A 15,285-nucleotide genomic window follows, 5' to 3' on the forward strand; every position below is an offset into this window, starting at 1 on the left:
TCTGCCGCTATGGTGGAACTAACCGGACAGCTGTCCGCTACGTGAAAATCTACCGGACACCTGTCCGGTTAGCAAGGCCGGCGGCTCCGTGTATTCCCGGAAGCCGGAAGGAGGACAGGTGCAGCAGAAGAAGGACGCGCCCCTGCGCTCGGACGCGCAACGGAACCGCGAGCGCATCCTGGAGGTCGCCCTCGCCGAGCTGACCCACTCGGCCGACGCCCCGCTGAGCGCCATCGCGAAGAAGGCCGGCGTCGGACAGGGCACGTTCTACCGCCACTTCCCCAACCGTGAGTCGCTCGTCCTGGAGGTCTACCGCTACGAGGTCCAGCAGGTCGCCGACACCGCGGCCCAGCTGCTGGAGACCCGCGCGGCCGACCGGGCCCTGCGGGAGTGGATGGACCGCCTCGCCCAGTACGCCATGGCCAAGGCCGGTCTGGCCGACGCGATGCGCAAGGCCACCAGCGCCCGCGGCACCCTGGCCGGCCTGGGGCACGGCGCGGTGACCTCGGCCGTCACGCTCCTGCTGGAGGCCAACGAGCAGGCCGGCACCATCCGCCCCGGCGTGAGCCCCGACGACTTCATGCTCGCCATCGCCGGCCTCTGGCAGATCGATCCGCACGGCGACTGGCAGCAACGCGCCGGCCGCCTCCTCGACCTGGTCATGGACGGCCTGCGCGCCGGCGCCCCCGGGGCCTGACCCCGGCCCCGGGGCCGGCCCGGCACCGCCCGCCGGTCCTACTGCGGCGCGGCGGCCGGGCGCACCACGATCTCGTTCACCTCGACCTCCGGGGGCTGGGCGACGGCATAGGCGACGGCGTCGGCGACCGCGGCGGCGGGCAGGGCGACGGAGCGGTACATCTCCATGGCCTGCCGGGCCCGCGGATCGGTGAGGGAGTCGGCGAGTTCGGACTCCGTGACACCGGGAGAGACGACGGTGACGCGGATGTCGCCGCCGGACTCCTGGCGGAGCCCCTCGGAGAGCGCGCGTACCGCGAACTTGGTCGCGCAGTAGACCGCCGCCGTCGGAGACACCTCGTACGCCCCGACGGAGGCGATGTTGACGAAGTGTCCGCCGCCCTGGGCCCGCATCACGGGCAGTGCGGCGGCGATGCCGTGCAGCACACCGCGCACGTTCACGTCGAGCATCCGGTCCCAGTCGTCGACGCGCAGCGCCGCCAACGGCGAAAGGGGCATCACCCCGGCGTTGTTGACCATGACGTCGACCCGCCCGAACGCGGCGCGGGCCGCGTCGACGAAGGCGCGCACGCCGTCCGCGTCGGTGACGTCCACGCGCCGGTACGCGGCCGTACCTCCGGCGGCGACGAGCTGGTCGGTCAGTGCCGCGAGGCGGTCGGTGCGACGCGCGCCGAGGAAGACGCGGTGCCCGTCGGCGGCCAGTCGGCGTGCGGTCGCCTCGCCGATGCCGCTGCTGGCGCCAGTGATCACCACGGTCCGGGGATTGCCGTTCACATCTGCTCCTTTGTCCCGTTGTCCGCGACCAGGCTCGGCCGCCGGACACGGGCGGGCCAGGCCGGGCCGCTCCTGGGTGCCGCGCGTCCACCCACCCGCACGCCCCCGAAGGACAGGAAAAAACCGACACCGCGGACGGCTCCTCCCCGGGCCGCCACCGGGCCCGCCGGTCCGGCCCCGAAGTGCCTCACGCGGGGAAAAGCGCAGGTCGGAGCGGCACAGACAGGCACCGCTCCGAGCGGTAAACTCCGGTCGGCGCGTGCCTGGACGTTCGTTCATGGGGAGGCCGTAGCAGTGAGCGATGCAGTGTTCGAGACAGTCCGGTCGTGCGCGGTGGAAGTGCTGCAGGTCGCGCCGGAAGAAGTGACCATGGAAGCGGATTTCACGGACCACTTGGGGGCCACCAGCCTGACCCTCGTGGAGCTGGTCATGGCGATCGAGGAAGCCTGCTCCGTCGATCTGCCCGATGACGGCGTCGAGTCCGTACGGACCGTCCGCGACGCCTGCGAGTTAGTGCGCGCGCGGATATGAGGGGCGACCGGCGGGTGGTCGTCACGGGCCTGGGCAGCGTCACCGCCGCCGGGGCCGGCCGGGACGCACTGTGGGCGGACCTGCTGGCGCCCCCGTCACCCGGGCACCGCCCGGTGGACGGCTGGGACGCCACGCCCTGGATGGACCGGGCCGCGATCCGGCACACCGACCGCTGCGCCCAATTCGCGGTGGTGGCCGCCGAGTTGGCGGTCTCCGACGCCGGGGGCGCGAAGGCCCTGGCCGCGAGCGGCCGGCCGGAGCACGCGGGCGTCGTCCTCGGCACCGCACTGGCCGGGGTGACCACCATGGAACGGCAGTCGCTGGTGCGCGAGGCGCGCGGCGACAAACGCGTCTCGCCGTTCGTGGTACCGATGATCATGCCGAACGCGGCGGCCGCCGCGGTGTCCCAGCGGTTCGGCTGGCAGGGGCCCTGCGAGATGCTCACCACCGCCTGCTCCTCGGGAACGCACGCCATCGCCGCGGCGGCCCGGCTGATCGCGTACGGCGTCTGCGACACCGTGCTCACCGGCGGCACCGAGGCCGCCGCGTACGGCACCGTCCTCGCCGGGTTCCGGAACATGCGCGCGCTGTCCGGCACCGGCCGCACCCGCCCCTTCGACAGCGGCCGGGACGGCTTCACGGTCGCCGAGGGCGCGGCGGCGCTGGTGCTGGAGGCGGCGGACACCGCGCGGGCACGCGGCGCCAGGGTCCTGGCCGAGGTGCTCGGCGCGGCGAGCACTGCCGACGCGTACGACGTGACCATGCCGTTGCCGGACGGCTCCGGCGCCGCCCGGTGCATGGACCTGGCCCTGCGGGAGGCGGCGCTGGCCCCGTCCGACGTGGCGCAGATCAACGCACACGGCACCGGCACGCTCCAGGGCGACCTCGCCGAATCACGGGCCGTGGCGCGGGTCTTCGGCGCCGGCGGGCCCCCGGTCACCTCCGCCAAGGGCGCCACCGGACACGTCTTCGGCGCCAGTGGCGCGCTGGAGGCGGTGGCCGTGGTGCTGTCGATGACCCACCGTCTGATCCCGCCCGTGCAGGGCCTGACGGAGCCGGACCCCGGGCTCGCCCCGGGGCTCGACCTGGTGCGGGGGAAGCCGCGCCCCTGGACGCCGGGGCCGGCCCTGTCCAGTTCGTTCGGCTTCGGCGGCCACAACGGTTGCCTGGTGCTGGGGCCGGCCGAAGCGTGACCACGGGCGCGGCGGCGCGCCGGAGGAACCGAGGGAGCTGTTGCATGGACCGTCCGGAGTACGCCCGTCAGCCGTCCCCCGAGGCCGTGTTCGGCTGGCTGGACGACAGCGCCCGGCGCCGGGAGCGCGCCGGTCTGCGCCGCCACCTGCGGGTCCGGGACGCCACCGACCCGGGGATCAACCTCGCCGGGAACGACTACCTCGGTCTCGCCACGCACCCCGAGGTGACCGCCGCGGCGGCCGGGGCCGCCACGGTCTGGGGAGCCGGCGCGGGTGCGGCCCGGCTGGTGACCGGGACCACCCGGCTGCACGAGGAGCTGGAACGGGAACTCGCCGCGTTCTGCGGCACCGAGGCCGCCCTCGTCTTCTCCTCCGGCTACCTGGCCAACCTCGGGGCGCTCACCTCCCTGTGCCGGCCCGGCAGTCTGGTGGCGGCGGACGCCACCAACCACGCCTCGCTGATCGACGGCTGCCGGCTCTCGGGCGCGGAGGTGGTGGACCTCCCGCACCACGACACCACCGCGCTGGAGAAGGCGCTGGCGGACCGGCGGCAGCCCCGCGCGCTGGTGGTCACCGAATCCGTCTTCTCGGTGGACGGCGACCTCACGGCTCTGGACGCGCTCGCCGCCGTCTGCCGCCGGCACGGTGCCGGGCTGCTGGTGGACGAGGCGCATGCGCTCGGTGTGATCGGCGAGCGCGGCCAGGGCGCGCTCGGCGCGGCCGGGCTGGCCGGGAGTCCGGACACGGTCGCCACGGTCACGCTGTCCAAGTCGCTCGGGGCGCAGGGCGGCGCGGTGCTGGGCCCGCGCCGGGTGATCGAGCACGTGCTCAACAGCGCCCGCGGCTTCCTGTTCGACACCGGCCTCGCCCCGGCCTGCGCCGCCGGCGCGCTGGCCGGGCTGCGCGTCCTGGTGCGGGAGCCCGGGCGGGTGGCCCGGGTCCGGGCGGTGGCCGCGCGGCTGCACGCCGGGCTGGCCGCCGCCGGGCTGCCGGTCGCCGCCGCGCAGGCCGCCGTCGTGTCCGTACGGGCCGGGTCCGCGCACGGTGCCGTCGCCTGGCGGGACGCCTGCCGGGCGGCGGGCGTCGAGGTCGGGTGTTTCCGTCCGCCGTCGGTGCCGGACCGGTTCTCCCGGCTGCGGCTCACCGCCCGGGCCGACCTGACGGATGATCAGGTCGACCGGGCGGTGCAGGTGATCACGGACTGCCGCCCCGGCTGACCGTCGCGGCCCTGCGGACCGGCACGGCCGGCGGGGCGCGGAACGACAGCAGCCCGCGCATCGGGACCGTGGACCCGGGATCGGCGAGCCGCAGGTCGGGCAGGCGCGCGGAGACCGCCCGCAGCACGGTCTCCGCCTCCATGCGGGCCAGCGCGGCCCCCGGGCAGCGGTGCCGCCCCAAGCCGAAGGACAGATGCTCCCGGCCGTGCGGCCGGTTCGGGCGGAGCAGCTCGGGGGCCTCGAAGACGGCCGGGTCCGATCCGGTGGCGGCGAGCATCAGCAACAGCTTCGCGCCCTGCGGCAGTTCCACGCCGCCGAGCCGGGTGGGCCGGGCCGTCACCCTGCGCCAGGTGGTCAGCGGCGGTTCGCGGCGCAGCATCTCCTCGGCCCAGGCCGCGGCCAGGGCCGGCTCCCGGCCCAGCCGCGGCCACAGCCCGGGGTCGGAGAGGGCGCGCAGCAGCATCGTGGCGAGCATCTGCCCGGTGGTGGTCTGCCCGGCGATGACCATGAAGTAGCAGACGGCGACGATCTCCCGGCGGCTCAGCGGCGTACCGTCCGGCTTCCGGTGTGCGGCGAGCCGGGCGAGCAGACCGGTCCCGCCGGGCACCGCCCGCTCGGTGAGGCCGTCGAGCCACTGGTGGAACTCGGCGGCCAGCCGGGCGAGCGGCAGTTGGCGCTCGCGGGGCGGGGCGCCCCAGAACAGCTCCAGCGAGGCGTCGTTCCAACGGGCGAGCAGATCGATGTCCACGTCGACGTCGCCCGCCAGCCCCAGCACCCGGAGCATCACCTCGAACGGCAGGTCCCGGGTGAGGGTGACCACCAGGTCGCAGCTCCCCCGGTCCGCCAGCTCCTTCTCGATGCGGTCCAGACGCGGTGCCATCAGCTCGTGGACCAGCGGTACGGCGGCGGTCACCCGGTCCCGGCGGAGCATCCCGGTGACGATCCGGCGCAGACCGGCGTGGGTGTCCGTGCCGTTGTTGGCGAGCGTCGGCGGCAGCGTGAAACCGGCCGCCGCCAGGCAGCGCAACGCGGGCACGGACAGCGGGACCACCGCGTCGAGCGCGTTGTCCGGACGGTACAGCTCCGGGTCGAGCAGCACCCGCCGCACGTCGCGGTGGGTGCTGACGAGCCAGAGGCCGGTACCCGGGTCGTGGTGGACCGGCCCGGTCTCCCGCAGCGTCGCGTAGACCGGGTACGGGTCGTGCAGGAACTCCGGCGCGAAGAGGTCCACCGCCGGGCAGGGGTGGTCGGAGGTCACCTCTCGGCCTGCTGCTCGGGGGTGAGGGGCAGGGCGTTGGGCGGCAGCTCCGTGCCCGTACCGCGCCGGCGGACCTTCACCACGTCGTCCCGGTGCTCGGGCATGGTGGTCTCCGTCACGCCCTCGACGACGAAGCCGGCGTCCCGGATCATCTCCAGGTCGGCGGCGCCGGGCTGGCCCTCACTGGTCAGATAGTCGCCGAGGAAGATCGAGTTGGCGATGTGCAGGGCCAGCGGCTGCATGCCGCGCAGATGGATCTCCCGTCCGCCGGCCAGCCGCACCTCGACGTCGGGGCAGATGAACCGGACCATGGCCAGAATGCGCAGGCAGTACTGCGGGGTGAGGGCCCACTCGGTGGCCAGGGGCGTGCCCTTGAAGGGCATCAGGAAGTTCACCGGCACCGAGTCGGGGTCCAGGGCGCGCAGCGAGAACGCCACCTCGACCAGTTCCTCCGGGCCCTCGCCCATCCCGGCTATCAGCCCCGAACAGGGCGAGAGGCCGGCCGCCTTGGCCTGTTCGACGGTGTCCACCCGGTCGGTGTAGGTGTGCGTGGTGCAGATGTCCGCGTAGCGGTCGCCCGCCGTGTTGAGGTTGTGGTTGTACGCGTCCGCGCCCGCCTCGGTGAGCTGCTCGGCCTGGCCCTCGGAGAGCAGGCCGAGGCAGGCGCAGACCTCGACTCCGGGGCTGTCCTCGCGGATGGCGGCGATGGTGTCCGCCACCCGTCCGATGTCACGGTCCGTCGGGCCGCGTCCGCTGGCCACCAGGCAGACCCGCTTGGCGCCCGCGGCGACGCCCTGCCGGGCGGCCTCCGCGGCCTCCTCGGGCTTGAGCCAGGTGTACTTGAGGATCTCGGCCTTCGAGCCGAGCCGCTGGGAGCAGTAGGAGCAGTCCTCCGGGCAGAGGCCGCTCTTGAGGTTGACCAGGAAGTTGAGCTTCACCCGGCGGCCGAAGTAGTGGTGGCGGACCCGGGAGGCGCCGGCGACCACGTCGAGGACCGCCTCGTCGGGGGTCTTCAGGAGGGCCAGGGCCTCGGCGGGGGTGGGTAATTCCCGGCGCAGCGCCTTGTCGACGAGTGTGCCGATCAGTTCGTGGTGGGTGGCATGGGCGTCGGTGGGGGTGAGTTCCACGGGGTTTCCCTTCCCGTACGGACGTGTGCGAGCCGTTCTCGGTACGGCTGTCCCGGGGCCGAGTATTCTCCGGGCCGCCGTGCCGGGAAAGGACGCAGTCCGGCCAGCGGTGTGCGGGGGGCCTCCGTTCAGGAGTGCCACCGCGCGACGAGGTCCGCGGCCTTGAAGTCCCCGCCCAGCGGCGCGCCCAGACCGGCCCGGGCAGCCGCGGCGAAGGCGTCGCGGTCCAGCGCCGCCAGGCCCGGCGGCAGGGCTCCGATCAGCGGTGCCGCGGTCATGTCGGGGAGGTCGGTGAGGTTGCAGCGCATGGCCAGATCCGGCTGTGCGGGCCAGCTGCCGATGACCACTCCGGTGAGCTGCGCGCCCCGGCGTGCCAGCGCCTCGGCGGTCAGCGCGGCCGAGTTGAGGGTACCGAGGCCGGCGGTGGCGACCATGAGGACCGGCGCCGCCAGCTCCGCCGCGAGGTCGGCGAGCGTCCATCCCTCGTCGTCGAACCGTGCCAGCAGCCCGCCCGCCCCCTCGATCAGCACGAGGTCGTGGTCGGCGTCCAGCGCCCGCACCGCCTCGGCCACCGCGTCCTTCGGCAGTCCCGGCAGCCCCGCGCGGCGGGCGGCGGTGGCGGGCGCCAGCGGCTCGGGGTAGCGGGCGAGCTCCAGGGTCCGCACCGGGCCGGCCAGCCGCACCACCTCGGCGAGGTCGCCGTCCTGATCGGACGTCAGTCCGGTCTGTGCCGGTTTCACCACGGCGACGCGTTGTCCCGCGGTGCGTGCGAGCGCCGCCACGGCAGCCGTGGTGACGGTCTTCCCGACCTCCGTGCCGGTTCCGGTGACGGCCAGCAGCGCCATGTCTCTCCCTCGTCTCGGCCCGATGTTCCGTGTCGCGTCGTGCCCGTGCCCTCAGCCCGCCCGTGCGGCGGCCACGACCGCCGCCGCGATGCCCGCCGTGTCGTCCGCCGAACACCGGTAGGGCGGCATGGTGTAGACGAGGTCGCGGAACGGCCGCAGCCACACGCCGTGGCGGGCGGCCGCCGCGGTCGCCGCGGTCACGTCCACCGGGTGGTCCAGCTGGACCACCCCGATGGCGCCCAGCACCCGTACGTCCGTGACGCCCGGCAGTTTCACCGCGTCGGCCAGTCCGTCCCGCAGGCCGGCCTCGACGCGTGCCACGTCCTGTCGCCAGCCGCCGTCCGCCAGCAGGTCCAGGGAGGCGCCGGCGACCGCGCAGGCCAGCGGGTTACCCATGAACGTGGGCCCGTGCGCGAGGACGGGGACCTCGCCCTCGGAGATCCCGCGGGCCACCTCGGTCGTGCACAAGGTGGCCGCCAGGGTGAGGTACCCGCCGGTCAGCGCCTTGCCCACGCACAGCACGTCCGGCCGTACCCCGGCGTGTTCGGCGGCGAAGAGCCGTCCGGTCCGGCCGAATCCGGTGGCGATCTCGTCGAGCACCAGCAGCACCCCGTGCTCCCGGGTGGCCTCGCGCAGCACGCGCAGGTAGCCGGGGTGGTGGAAGCGCATGCCGCCGGCTCCCTGCACCACCGGTTCGACGATGACGGCGGCCAGTTCCGGCGCGTGCCGGGCCACCGTCGCGGCCAGCCGGTCGGCGTAGGCGGGGTCCACCGGGGTGTCGAAGCCGCCGGGCGGCGCTTCGGCGAAGACCTGCGCCGGCAGTACGTCCCGCCACATGCCGTGCATCCCCCCGTCGGGATCGCACACCGACATGGCGTGCAGGGTGTCGCCGTGGTAGCCGCCGCGCCAGGTCAGCACCCGGTGCCGTTCCGGCCGGCCGCGCGAACGCCAGTACTGCAGGCACATCTTGAGCGCCACCTCGACCGACACCGAGCCGGAGTCGGCCAGGAAGACGTGGTCCAGGCCGTCCGGTGTGAGCGCGACCAGCCGGGCCGCCAGCTCCACCGCCGGCGCATGGGTGAGCCCGCCGAACATCACATGGCTGATCCGCCCGAGCTGGTCCCGCACCGCCGCGTCCAGCGCGGGGTGCGCGTACCCGTGGATCGCCGCCCACCAGGACGACATCCCGTCGATCAGCTCCGTACGGCCCTCGAACGGCGTCGCCAGCCGCAGCCGCACGCCGTGCCCGGACTCCACGACCAGCGGGGGCGGGGCGCCGGGCAGCGGCGCGTAGGGGTGCCACACGTGGTGGCGGTCGAACGCGAGTAAGTCCTCAGGCGTCACGGCCGAGAGCATAGGCGCGTCGCGCGTCGCGCGAAATGGCGCCTCGGGAGCCGGCCGGTCAGCCGGTGAGGCGCAGCAGCACCTTGCCCGGCCGGCCCGGTTCCGCGTCCCGCAGCAGTGCCCGGCGGACGGCGGACAGCGGGTACACCCCGGCCACCTGCGAGGCGGCGGTGCCGTCCAGGACCAGCTCGTAGACCTCGGCGAGGGCTTCCGTGAGACGGTCCGGGTCCGTGGTGTGCACGCGGTGCACCCAGTCCCGGAGCCGGAACAGCACGAGCCGTACGTCGGGCCGCGCGGCGGGCAGGTCCGCCGGCAGCGGGCGTCCGGAGAGCAGGCCGTAGTGCACCAGGGCGCCGCCGGTGGCGAGGGCGCGGCCCAGCTCCGCGCCCTCGGCCCCGCCGACCGCGTCCAGCACCACGTCGGCCCCGCGGCCGCCGGTGAGTTCGCGCACGGCTTCGCCCGCGGCACGGTCGGCGGTGCACACCGCGGCGGTCAGCCCGGCCCCGGCCAGCGCCGCCAGGCCGCGGGGGTGCCGGACGACGGCGATCGGCCGGATTCCCGCGCGGTTCAGCATCCGGATCAGCATCCGGCCGATGGTGGACGCGGCGGCGTTGACCACGACCAGCTCCGCCCCGGCCGCCACGACGTGCTGACGCACCATCAGATGCGCGGTGAGCGGGTTGATGTACGCGGTGGCGGCCTGCTCGTCGCTGAGTTCGGGGCGGACCGGGAGGCACCACCGGCCGTCGGTGACCTTCGTCTGCTGCCAGGCGCCCGCGCTGCCGAGCGGGAGCACCCGCTGGCCCGGCCGGAGGTCCCGCACGTCCGGGCCGGTCTCCTCCACCACCCCGACGCCTTCGAAGCCGGGCACGAACGGCAGCACGGTGCGGGAGGCGTACGCACCGGAAATGGTCACCAGGTCGGACGGGTTGACGGCGGCCAGCAGCATGCGGACGGCCACCTCGCCGGGCCCCGGCCGGGCCGGCCGGTACTCCTCGGTGCCGACCACCTCGACTGCCGGGCCGAATGTCCTGACGATGCTGCGGAGGCGGGACATCGGCGAAGTCCTCATACGGTGGTGACAGTTGGGTGACGGTCTGGGTACCGTGCTGTACGCAGGCACACAGTCACAGACAGCTGGTGACCCTACACGGATTGCGGGGGTTCGTGCGGCAGCGAGTTCCGTTCTCGGACGTCGACATGCACGGTCATGTGCACAACGGCGTGTACTGCTCCTACGCGGAGACCGCGATCAACGAGTTCCTCCGCGAGGCGGGGCTGTCCGAGCGCTTCGACCCCCGCGCCGACTCCCACGGCGTCGTGTACCACGTGAAGAAGGTCGAGCTCTGCTACGACGGTTCGGCGGGCTTCGACGACGTCCTGGACATCACCGCGGGCGTCCGGCGGATCGGCACCAGCAGCCTGACGTTCTCCGCCGCCATGGTGCACGCCGGGGACCGCGCGCCGGTCGCGCGCGCCGAGGTCGTCTGGGTCTGCGTCGACCGGGCCACCGGCCGGGCCCGCCCCGTCCCCGAGCCGACCCGCGAGGCGCTGACCGCCGCGGCCGCCCCGGCACCGACCGCGACCGAGGGCCGGTGACGTGCGCATCACTCTGGACGGCGTCTCCGTGCGGTTCGGCACGCGCACGGTGCTGGACGCGCTGGACGTCGAGCTGACCGAGCAGCGGATCGGAATCATCGGCTCCAACGGCTCCGGGAAGAGCACCTTCGCCCGGCTGCTCAACGGCCTGGTCCTGCCCGACGAGGGAACGGTCCTGGTCGGTGGCCACGACACCGCGAAGGACGTCCGGCGCATCCGCCGGCAGGTCGGGTTCGTCTTCCAGAACCCCGACAACCAGATCGTGCTGCCCCTCGTCGAGGAGGACATGGCCTTCGGCCTGCGGAACACCGGCGTGCCCCGCAAGGAGATACCCGGCCGGGTCCGCGAACAGCTGGCGCACCTCGGCATCGCGGCCCTGGCCGACCGGCCCAGCCATGCCCTGAGCGGTGGCGAGAAGCAACTCGTCGCGCTGGCCGCGGTGCTGGTCATGCGGCCGGAGACGGTGGTGTTCGACGAGCCCACCACCCTGCTGGACCTGCGCAACCGCAATCTGATCCGGGACACCGTCGCCGCCCTGCCCCAGCAGGCCGTCGTCCTCACCCACGACCTCGACCTGCTGACCGGCTTCGACCGGGTCCTGGTCCTCGACCGGGGCCGCGTGGCGCACGACGGCCCGCCGCGGACCGCCGTGCCCTGGTACGTGGAACGCTGCTCATGAGGATGTCGCTGTACGTCCCCGGCACCTCCCCGCTGCACCGGACCGGGGCCCGGTGGAAGCTGGCGGCGCTGCTGCTGTGCGGCGTGGCCGTCTTCCTCACCACCTCCGTGGCCGTCCTCGGCCCGGCCGCCGCCGTCGCGCTGGCCCTGCTGCTGTCCGTACGCGCGCCCCAAGAGCAGCTCGTCCGGCAACTCCGCGGGCCGCTGCTGATCCTGGCCGCCGTGGTGGCGGTGGCGGCGCTCACCGAGTCGGTGCACGCCGCGCTCGTGGTGGGGTTGCGGCTGGTCGTGCTGCTGCTGTCCGCGCTGAGCGTCACGCTCACCACCCGGACCTCGGAGCTGCAGGAGGTGCTGGAGCTGGTGCTGCGGCCGCTGGACCGGGCGGGGCTGGTGAACGCCTCCGCCGTCGCGCTGGCGGTGTCGCTGGCGCTGCGCTTCATCCCGGAGGTGTTCCGGCAGTTCCAGGAGATCCGGGAGGCGCAGGCGGCGCGCGGTCTGCGGGGCAGTCCGCTCGCGCTCGTCGTGCCGCTGGTGATCCGGGTGCTGCGGTCGGCGGAGGACATCGCGGCCGCGATCGACGCGCGCTGCTACCCGCCGGCCCGTTCCGGCCACCTCGACCGTCAGGAACGGCCCAGCGGAAAGGCAACCGGATGACCGCACGCACCCGTCCCTTGATGTCCACCCAGGACATCGTGCTGATCTCCCTGTTCTGCGCGATCATCGTCGCCCTGGGGCTGATCCCCCCGGTCAACATCGCCATCGTCCCGGTCCCGATCACCCTGCAGACACTCGGGGTGATGCTCGCCGGAGCGGTACTGGGTCCGGTCCGCGGCGCGTGCGCCTGCGCGCTGGTGGTGCTGCTGACGGTGCTGGGGCTGCCGGTGCTGGCCGGTGGCCGGGGCGGACTGGGCGTGATACCCGGGCCGACCGGCGGCTATCTGCTGGGCTGGATCCCCGGTGCGTATGTCACCGGGCTGCTGGTGAAGACGTTCGCGATGCGGGTGAGCCGCCGCGCCCCGCAGCTCGCCGCGTACTTCGCGGCCTGCGTCGCGGGCGGACTGGTCGTCGTCTATGCGATCGGCATCCCCTGGACGGCGGTCAGCACCGGGCTCGGCATGGGCAAGGCCGCGGTCGGTGCCCTGTACTTCGCGGTCGGCGACACGCTGAAGGCGGCGGCCGCGGCGGCCGTGGCGCACAACGTACGCCGCTCCTATCCGATCGAACCGAGGTGAGCGCGGATGCCGTTGGCACAGCGGGTGGCGCGGACGGGGACGGGACCGCGCCGCGACGAGCCGGCCTTCGTCCTGGACGGGCATGCCCTCACCCATCGTCAGCTGGCGGAACGGTCCGCGGCGGTGGCCGCGGGTCTGCGGGCGTTACGGCCGCCGGACCGGCAGTGGCTGCCGGCCGGCGCTCCGCTGCTCGCCCTCGGCACGGGCAACCACCCCGTCTTCGCCGAGCTGTTCACCGGCGGGACCGCGGGTGACGGCGTCTGCGCCGTCCTCGACCCGCAATGGGGCACGGAGCAGACCCGCGCGGTGCTGGAACGGCTCCGCCCCGACCTGCTGGTGCTGTCGGCCGGACAGGCCGCGCTGCACGAGGTCGCCGAGCGGCTCGGCATCCGTACGCTGCTCGCCGGCGGCGCCGGCTCCCCCGGCTCCTACGAGGAGTGGCTCGCCGCGGGGCTCGGCGCCGACCCGGCGGAGCAGCTGCGGGCCGGCGACGACTCCGCTCCCTTCCTGGTCGGGTTCACGTCCGGGAGCACCGGTCTCCCGCAGGCGTTCCTCCGCTCCCGCGGCTCCTGGCGGATCAGCCTGGCCGACGGCCGCAAGGTCTGGGGCATGGACGCGGACCGGCACACGCTCGCGCCGGGGCCGCTCGCCCACGGTCTGAGCCTCTACGCGCTCGCCGAGTGCCTGGAGAGCGGGGCGGCCTTCCACGGGCTCGGAAAATTCGACGCCGCGGCGGTGCTCCGGGAGCTGGAACGGGCCCCGGTACGCCGGCTGATCGTGGTACCGACGATGCTCCGCGCGCTGTGCACGGCCGCCGCCGGGGCACCGGACGCGCCCGGCCGGCGGTTCACCACCGTCGAGACGGTGGTCAGCGGAGGCGCCAAACTCCCTCCGCAACTGCTCGGCCCCGTCGCCGCGTTGCTGCCCGAGGCGCAGGTACGGGAGTACTACGGCGCCTCGGAACTCGGCTTCGTCACCGTGGGCTCGCCGGGTCCCGGAGCGGCCGACCAGGACGTCGGCACGCCCTTCCCCTCCGTCACCCTGGAACTCCGCGACGCCGAGGGCGCCCCCGTACCGCCCGGTTCGCCCGGTGTGGTGCACGTGCGCAGTCCGCTGGTCTGCGACGGCTATGTGTGGGGCGAGGGCAGCTTCCGCACCGAAGGGGGCTGGGCCACCGTCGGGGACACCGGCCGGCTCACGCCGGACGGGCACCTCCATCTCCTGGGCCGCGGCGGCATGGTGATCACCGGTGGGCTGAACGTCTACCCCTCCGAGGTGGAGAACGCGCTGATCCGGCTGGACCGGATAGACACCGCGCTGGTGACCTCGGTGCCCGACAGCTATCTGGGCCGGGCGCTGGTCGCCGTCGTCTCCGGGGCGGGCACACGGGGGCTGAGCCAGGCCGCGGTGCGCGACCTGTGCGCCGCCGTCCTCCCCCGCTACCAGGTCCCCCGCCGTTTCTACACCCTGGACTCGTGGCCGCTGACGTCGAGCGGCAAGATCGCACGGGGCCGGGTCGAGGAGTGGATCGCCCATGACGACGCACGGCTCGTCCCGCTCCCGGACGCGTCCGGTGACTGACGCCACCGGGTACCACCTCCCCGACGACCGGCAACCGGTGGTGGTCGCCGCCCGCCGGACCCCGATCGGCCGGGCCGGCGGCGCGCTGGCCGGCGTCGAGGCGTCGCAGCTGCTCGCGACCGTGATCGGGGACGTGCTGGCCGACGCGCGCGCCGACCCGGCGGAGGTCGGCGAGGTCATCGTCGGGAACGCGGCCGGCGGGGGCGGCAACCTCGCGCGGCTGGCCGCACTGGAGGCGGGACTGCCGACGGAGGTGCCCGGCGTCACCGTGGACCGGCAGTGCGGCTCCGGCCTGGAGGCGATCGTCCTCGCCTGCCGGATGGTGGCCGCCGGGGCCGGCGAGGTGTATCTCGCGGGCGGCGGCGAGAGCGTCAGCACCGCCCCCTGGCGGGTGCGGCAGCCGTCCCGCCCGGGCGGCCTCCCCGAGTTCTACGCCCGCGCCCGCTTCGCCCCGGAGTCGGTGGGCGACCCCGACATGGGCGTGGCCGCGGAGAACGTCGCCGCCCGGTACGGCATCGGCCGCCGCCGGCAGGACGAGTTCGCCCTGCGCAGCCACCGGCGCGCCGTCGAGGCCCGGGAGGACGGCCGTTTCACCGCGGAGATCACCCCGGTGCGCACCGCCCGCGCGACGGTCACCCTCGACGAGTGCCCGCGCCCCGACACCTCCCTGGCCGCGCTGTCCGCGCTGCGGCCGCTCTTCGCCGCCCCCGGCGAGGGCACGGTCACCGCGGGCAACTCCTGTCCGTTGAACGACGGCGCGGCCATGGTCGTGGTCACCAGCCGGTCGCGGGCCCGCGCGCTGGGCCACCGCCGGGTCCTCGGCTTCGTCGACGCGAGCGCGGCCGGTGTGGACCCCAACCTGCTGGGCATCGGCCCGATCGCCTCCACCCGGCGCCTGCTGGCCCGGTGCCCGGACCTCGCCACCGCCGAACGCATCGAGTTCAACGAGGCGTTCGCCGCCCAGGTCCTGGCCTCGCTCGACGCCCTGGGCATCGCCGAGGAGCGGATCAACCTCGACGGCGGTGCCCTCGCCCTGGGTCATCCCTTCGGCGCCTCCGGCGCGGTCCTGGTGACCCGCCTCTTCACCCAGCTCGTCCGCGCGCCCGCGCCGGACCTCCCCCTCGGCTCCCGTGGCCTGGCCATGTTGGGCATCGCCGGAGGGCTGGGACTCACCGCGCTGTTCGCCGCGCAGGGGACGGACTGAGCGGCG

16 protein-coding genes are annotated in these 15,285 nt (G+C 74.6%); 10 read left to right on the forward strand and 6 right to left on the reverse strand.

Annotated features, from left to right (window positions below):
* Nucleotides 1-118 precede the first annotated feature (118 nt).
* On the forward strand, nucleotides 119-697 hold the full coding sequence (locus tag SL103_RS22200; RefSeq protein ID WP_069570706.1) for a TetR/AcrR family transcriptional regulator: 579 nt from the start codon (nucleotides 119-121) through the stop codon (nucleotides 695-697).
* A gap of 38 nt (nucleotides 698-735) precedes the next feature.
* Here SL103_RS22200 and SL103_RS22205 read toward each other — a convergent pair whose 3' ends face one another.
* Entirely contained in the window at nucleotides 736-1,470 is a 735-nt protein-coding gene (locus tag SL103_RS22205; protein ID WP_069570707.1) for an SDR family oxidoreductase, read from the reverse strand.
* Nucleotides 1,471-1,764: 294 nt separating this feature from the next.
* Between SL103_RS22205 and SL103_RS22210 the strand changes: the two genes are divergently transcribed.
* The 3 genes from SL103_RS22210 to SL103_RS22220 are packed head-to-tail and all read left to right on the forward strand — an operon-like array spanning nucleotide 1,765 to nucleotide 4,411.
* Entirely contained in the window at nucleotides 1,765-2,001 is a 237-nt protein-coding gene (locus SL103_RS22210; RefSeq protein ID WP_033265380.1) for an acyl carrier protein, read from the forward strand.
* A gap of 14 nt (nucleotides 2,002-2,015) precedes the next feature.
* Nucleotides 2,016-3,194, forward strand: a complete 1,179-nt coding sequence (locus SL103_RS22215) for a beta-ketoacyl-[acyl-carrier-protein] synthase family protein (protein ID WP_244304008.1) — start codon at nucleotides 2,016-2,018, stop codon at nucleotides 3,192-3,194.
* Nucleotides 3,195-3,238: 44 nt separating this feature from the next.
* Nucleotides 3,239-4,411 (forward strand): 8-amino-7-oxononanoate synthase, encoded by a 1,173-nt coding sequence (locus tag SL103_RS22220; RefSeq protein ID WP_069570709.1) that lies wholly within the window; start codon nucleotides 3,239-3,241, stop codon nucleotides 4,409-4,411.
* Here SL103_RS22220 and SL103_RS22225 read toward each other — a convergent pair.
* The 5 genes from SL103_RS22225 to SL103_RS22245 all read right to left on the reverse strand — a co-directional run bounded on the left by SL103_RS22225 (nucleotide 4,389) and on the right by SL103_RS22245 (nucleotide 10,042).
* Nucleotides 4,389-5,669, reverse strand: coding sequence for a cytochrome P450 (locus tag SL103_RS22225; RefSeq protein ID WP_069570710.1), 1,281 nt, complete (start codon nucleotides 5,667-5,669; stop codon nucleotides 4,389-4,391). The two genes, SL103_RS22220 and SL103_RS22225, sit on opposite strands and share 23 nt — an antisense overlap.
* A complete protein-coding gene (gene bioB / locus SL103_RS22230; RefSeq protein WP_069570711.1) occupies nucleotides 5,666-6,796 on the reverse strand; it encodes a biotin synthase BioB in 1,131 nt (376 codons plus the stop codon). Before bioB ends, SL103_RS22225 begins: the two co-directional genes overlap by 4 nt.
* A gap of 128 nt (nucleotides 6,797-6,924) precedes the next feature.
* Nucleotides 6,925-7,641 (reverse strand): dethiobiotin synthase, encoded by a 717-nt coding sequence (bioD, locus tag SL103_RS22235; protein ID WP_069570712.1) that lies wholly within the window; start codon nucleotides 7,639-7,641, stop codon nucleotides 6,925-6,927.
* 51 nt (nucleotides 7,642-7,692) lie between these two features.
* On the reverse strand, nucleotides 7,693-8,997 hold the full coding sequence (locus tag SL103_RS22240) for an adenosylmethionine--8-amino-7-oxononanoate transaminase (RefSeq protein WP_069570713.1): 1,305 nt from the start codon (nucleotides 8,995-8,997) through the stop codon (nucleotides 7,693-7,695).
* 46 nt (nucleotides 8,998-9,043) lie between these two features.
* A complete protein-coding gene (locus SL103_RS22245) occupies nucleotides 9,044-10,042 on the reverse strand; it encodes a zinc-dependent alcohol dehydrogenase family protein (protein ID WP_069570714.1) in 999 nt (332 codons plus the stop codon).
* A gap of 110 nt (nucleotides 10,043-10,152) precedes the next feature.
* Here SL103_RS22245 and SL103_RS22250 point away from each other — a divergent pair, with 110 nt between their 5' ends.
* Genes SL103_RS22250 through SL103_RS22275 form a run of 6 tightly spaced genes read left to right on the forward strand, consistent with a single transcriptional unit; the run spans nucleotide 10,153 to nucleotide 15,279 of the window.
* A complete protein-coding gene (locus SL103_RS22250) occupies nucleotides 10,153-10,584 on the forward strand; it encodes an acyl-CoA thioesterase (RefSeq protein WP_069570715.1) in 432 nt (143 codons plus the stop codon).
* A gap of 1 nt (nucleotide 10,585) precedes the next feature.
* Nucleotides 10,586-11,263 carry an energy-coupling factor ABC transporter ATP-binding protein gene (locus SL103_RS22255; protein WP_069570716.1) on the forward strand — a complete coding sequence of 226 codons (678 nt, stop codon included), beginning with the start codon at nucleotides 10,586-10,588 and terminating at the stop codon, nucleotides 11,261-11,263.
* Nucleotides 11,260-11,916, forward strand: a complete 657-nt coding sequence (locus tag SL103_RS22260; RefSeq protein ID WP_069570717.1) for an energy-coupling factor transporter transmembrane component T family protein — start codon at nucleotides 11,260-11,262, stop codon at nucleotides 11,914-11,916. The genes SL103_RS22255 and SL103_RS22260 overlap by 4 nt, the downstream gene beginning before the upstream one ends.
* Complete coding sequence (locus SL103_RS22265) at nucleotides 11,913-12,494, forward strand: biotin transporter BioY (RefSeq protein WP_208869931.1); 582 nt, start codon at nucleotides 11,913-11,915, stop codon at nucleotides 12,492-12,494. The genes SL103_RS22260 and SL103_RS22265 overlap by 4 nt, the downstream gene beginning before the upstream one ends.
* A gap of 6 nt (nucleotides 12,495-12,500) precedes the next feature.
* A complete protein-coding gene (locus SL103_RS22270) occupies nucleotides 12,501-14,075 on the forward strand; it encodes an AMP-binding protein (RefSeq protein WP_069570718.1) in 1,575 nt (524 codons plus the stop codon).
* Nucleotides 14,029-15,279 carry a thiolase family protein gene (locus tag SL103_RS22275; protein ID WP_079145908.1) on the forward strand — a complete coding sequence of 417 codons (1,251 nt, stop codon included), beginning with the start codon at nucleotides 14,029-14,031 and terminating at the stop codon, nucleotides 15,277-15,279. The genes SL103_RS22270 and SL103_RS22275 overlap by 47 nt, the downstream gene beginning before the upstream one ends.
* Nucleotides 15,280-15,285: the final 6 nt, after the last annotated feature.

Origin of the sequence: Streptomyces lydicus (assembly GCF_001729485.1) — a bacterium.
In the GTDB taxonomy this organism is placed as follows: Bacteria; Actinomycetota; Actinomycetes; order Streptomycetales; family Streptomycetaceae; genus Streptomyces; species Streptomyces lydicus_D.